This window comes from Flammeovirga agarivorans, from assembly GCF_012641475.1.
GTDB classification, from domain to species: domain Bacteria; phylum Bacteroidota; class Bacteroidia; order Cytophagales; family Flammeovirgaceae; genus Flammeovirga; species Flammeovirga agarivorans.
The window spans coordinates 1-4,096 of the sequence record NZ_JABAIL010000020.1 but is presented as its reverse complement, the minus strand read 5'-3'; the positions used below and the strand labels follow the sequence as shown (position 1 = coordinate 4,096).

Genomic DNA, 4,096 nt, shown 5'->3' with positions numbered 1-4,096 from the left:
TAGAAAATAGAAAAAACGCTCTACAACAAGGTGTAAAAATGCATTAAAACGCATTTTACACAAACCGTTGTCTTTCATAAAGCTTAGACTTTCAAATGATAAAACAATTATTTCTACTTTTACTAATAGTGTTCAATTTATCTATTAATACTTTCGGCTGTACTTGTAAGTATTTAGGTGGTTTTGCTTATGCAAATCAAATAGCAGACGTAATAGTTAAAGGTAAAGTATTAAACTATAATTGTGATGAAACGTCAGATTCCAAAGATTTTATTTCAATGAATTTTGAGGTACATAAAATTTACAGAGGACAAGTTTTTAAGGATACAATAATAATTTATGGCGATGACGGGATATCTTGTAGACCATACATAAATAAATTTAAAATTGGGGAGGAATGGTTATTAGCCATAGGTAAATTGGGTAATAAATACGAAGTGTCTATTTGTGGAGAGTTAGCCTTAAAAGTTATAAAAAATTCTTATTCAGGAAAAATTTATGGGCATTCTATTAAATCACATAAAGAATTAATAGGGGAAAAAGAATTGCAAACTGTTATTAATAAACCATATAAATATACATTAAAAAGGGACAGGTGTTATCAAAGTTATCCAACACTAAAAAGATTAGATTATTACAATTACCGATTAACAAAATGTTCTATAGAAAGTCTAAGTATAAAGATTTCAAAAGAGCTAATGAAAGTTGCTAAAATCGAAAAGATTAAATTTAAACATTTATTTTATCTCAACATGGCAATAAGTAAAGATAGAAGGTTAAATTTTTTATGTATTGCAAGAGGATCTTATAATAATAGTATTGATGAAGATCTAGGGTTATCTTATTGGAGTCAGAAGGTTTTATTGGAAAAAATTGACTGTTCATTAGAAATTCAATATCCATTGAAATATCCTAAGTTCATCTCAATACCTATTCTTATCGGAAATTATTAATTACAAAAGACAACACTAGCTAAAACTCCACGTTTCGGGTGACGCACCCTCACACGTAGTTTAGCCATTACGTTATGCTTAATTAGCATTAAAGAGATTATGAATAATAAAATTACAATTAAACAAGCATTACAAAAAGGTAGAAATCAGATTTTATTTCCATCTCTCTTAATTGGTTTTGGAGGAATGCCTATTCTATTTTATGCACTCAGACCTATAAACTCACCATTTACCCCATTATTATCCATATTTTTACCTTTGTTACTTGCCTTATTTTATACAAGTATTATAATACCAATTTGGAAAATTTGGGCATATTCACGTGTAGATAATGCACATTTACTATATAGAAAAGCAGTTGAACAAAGTATTATTTCAAACGATAACACTTTTGCAAGTAAGCTTGTAATAATGACTAAATCACAAAAAGAAAAATTAAAATTATTACAGGAAAAAATATCTGAGAACTATCATTTTGTCAATACTGATTTTATTGATAATAAATCAATTCCTGAAGAAACAATAATATATTATGACAAAGTTTGGAATACTATTCAGAGTATATTTGGTTTAATCGGAATAGTAGTAGGTATATATTTATTATACGAAAAAGAGATAAATATAATCTTATCGATAGTAATTATAGGTTATTCACTTTATTCAAGTCAAAAAAATTATAAAGAAAGTAGAAATAAAGATCCTCAAATAACACTTAATAAAGATGGTGTTAAGATAAAAGATGATGCAATAATCAATTGGAGATATATTAAAAAAGCTGAAGCTTATGTAAAAGGATATGGGAACAATAGTAAAGAATGTCTTAAAATCAATAGTAATAAAGGTGTTTATGATATTGAATTAGAAGATTATGATACTAGTATATCAGAATTAAATGATCTCATATACATTTACAAGGGAAGATCAAAAAGACTAAAAAAAGCATAACAACAGCTAATTTCCATCCATCGGGTGACGCACCCGCTGGCCATAGTTTAGCATTTTCGTTGTGGTTAATAATTGTACTACCAACTTCCAAAAAATGACTGAACAAAAACCTAAAATAGTACTCTTATTCATTGGATTTATATTTCTAAATAATTATGGTTGTACTAAAATTGATAGCTTTAATGAATCTCAAAAAACAATTGATCGAGGTTTAATTTCTATTGAATCAAAAGAGATTATTGACAGCTCAGGACTATTTGACAAGATAAGGAGTATATACTTATCAAGAGCTCAAGAAAAGAATAATATTACTTTCAAATATGAATGGACTGATTCAGGTTATAGTAAATATGAATTTAATTCTAGTTCAAACAATTTAGTTTCAACTTTTTATATAAATGACACAATAGAAAATGTAAAACAATTAACCTATGAAAATGAGGTAAATCTAGAATTTGATAATGAATCAATCTTAATTAAGAAATATCACTTATTAAAAACGAAAACAATCTGTTTAGACTACTGTATTGACACAATAGAAACAGTTTACTTTAGTCCTAGGTTGGGAGTTTTGAAAAAATATTCTGGTAGTAGTAATTTTAAAGATGTAATAATTGAAAGTTTTCTAATTAAAAAACAGACACTCTCTAATTTTCAAAATTTGCTCAAAAGTAATTTGGCATTTCATCTGGATGAAATTAAAGAAGCTAGCAGAAGAAAATTGAAATCTCCAACAATTATAGTTTTTGATGAGGATGAAAAAAATGATGAAATTGAAATGCCAATTGAAATTTTAGAGTAATTTTACTAACCACAACAGTAGCTAATCTCCATCCATCGGGTGACGCACCCGCTGGTCGTAGTTTAGCCATTACGTTGTGTTTCATAAGTTTAACTTGAATTATCATCAATTTTTTTAAAAAGTGAGCGAGACAGAATTAATGGGAATACAAATGCCAATGGGGTGGGCAATGTTAGATAATAAGTTTTTCGATGTTGACCCAATTGAAGACGAGGATGGAGAATTTATTAAAAATTGGCACGAAGGATTTATAGAAGATGTATTGTGGATTGATGAAGTGAAATTAGAAAATGGAAAGTACAATATCGTAGAGAAAAACTTTTTTAGTATCGACTTGGGCTGGTATCCAGATATGTCAATTGACGGAAAATACACATTAACATTGAAGTGGATCTCCAATGACGGGATAGTTCATGATATTGACATTTTCCGAAACAGAGATAGGTATAAAATAAGAAAGCAATTGCATCATTGGCTTAATGATGTTAAAAAGAACTATAAGAAATATATACCTGATAGCATTTAATTCACTTAGAAAATTGAATAGATAACTCCCATATTCCCCCTTCATCATTCTCATAGAGAATAGTAAAAATTTAAGCAAAGACATTTTCAAGACTTTAGGGCTTAATGTTACACCATTGCCATCGCCCAAAAATCTAAACAATTTTTTGGATAAAGAAGGGGTAATTTTCCAGTCTGAATCAAAGGAATGGATTCAAGTTATGGATGACTTCTATTACTCACTTTGGTCAATACCCGACTTAAGAGATAAATTGGAGGATGTAGGAAAATCTAATGACATATGTTATTTCTCCGCTGGAGACTTTGATAATTCTTATGAGCTAGTTTTGATAAAAGGTGGAAAGATCATTCGAAAAATAGTGATAGAGGATCCTCAGATAGATAGAAACAAATTGGTAAAGAAATTTGATGTTGGTGCAAGATTACCTAGTGAGGAGATATTTTTAGAAAATGAAGATAAGCTGGAAGGTCTTTTAAAACTTGTTATTGCTAATGGAATTGAAGTGAATTATCAAGGTTACACAACTCTTAAAGCCTTTCAGTTATCAACTGAACATTTGAATGAGTATCAATTTGATGATGAGTGCTAGAAGTAAAACGAAAACACAACATTCTATATGATGCCATTGCCGTGTAGTAGTTATTTGGAAGGAAAGTGCTAAATTGAGGCATCGCCAAAAGATTACCTTCCTGTGAATTGAAAGATCAATCAATCACAGATAAGCTAATGTTTTGGCTAGTTAGTTATTAAAGAGTGCTCTGCTGAATAACGGCAACGGGCACATATAGTAGGCGTTGTTGTAAGCCATTTGGGACGAGATACTACAAGCATGAAAACTAAACTATTAATATTCAGTCTAACATTTATCTT

General features: G+C 29.2%; 5 protein-coding genes. All 5 read left to right on the top strand.

Features of this window, described 5'->3' with window-relative positions; all coding sequences use genetic code 11:
- Window positions 1–95: 95 nt before the first annotated feature.
- Window positions 96–953, top strand: coding sequence for a hypothetical protein (locus HGP29_RS27760; protein WP_168885735.1), 858 nt, complete (start codon window positions 96–98; stop codon window positions 951–953).
- A gap of 99 nt (window positions 954–1,052) precedes the next feature.
- Entirely contained in the window at window positions 1,053–1,898 is an 846-nt protein-coding gene (locus HGP29_RS27755; RefSeq protein ID WP_168885734.1) for a hypothetical protein, read from the top strand.
- A gap of 94 nt (window positions 1,899–1,992) precedes the next feature.
- Window positions 1,993–2,700 (top strand): hypothetical protein, encoded by a 708-nt coding sequence (locus HGP29_RS27750; RefSeq protein ID WP_168885733.1) that lies wholly within the window; start codon window positions 1,993–1,995, stop codon window positions 2,698–2,700.
- Window positions 2,701–2,821: 121 nt separating this feature from the next.
- The gene (locus HGP29_RS27745; RefSeq protein WP_168885732.1) at window positions 2,822–3,226 is read left to right on the top strand and encodes a hypothetical protein; all 405 of its coding nucleotides are present in this window, start codon (window positions 2,822–2,824) and stop codon (window positions 3,224–3,226) included.
- Between the two features lie 145 nt (window positions 3,227–3,371).
- On the top strand, window positions 3,372–3,815 hold the full coding sequence (locus HGP29_RS27740; RefSeq protein ID WP_168885731.1) for a hypothetical protein: 444 nt from the start codon (window positions 3,372–3,374) through the stop codon (window positions 3,813–3,815).
- Window positions 3,816–4,096 lie beyond the last annotated feature (281 nt).

Bases quoted from the DNA above. Each gene is read 5' to 3' on its own strand.
- HGP29_RS27760 (WP_168885735.1), top strand. From the start codon at position 96: ATGATAAAACAATTATTTCTACTTTTACTAATAGTGTTCAATTTATCT.
- HGP29_RS27755 (WP_168885734.1), top strand. From the start codon at position 1,053: ATGAATAATAAAATTACAATTAAACAAGCATTACAAAAAGGTAGAAAT.
- HGP29_RS27750 (WP_168885733.1), top strand. From the start codon at position 1,993: ATGACTGAACAAAAACCTAAAATAGTACTCTTATTCATTGGATTTATA.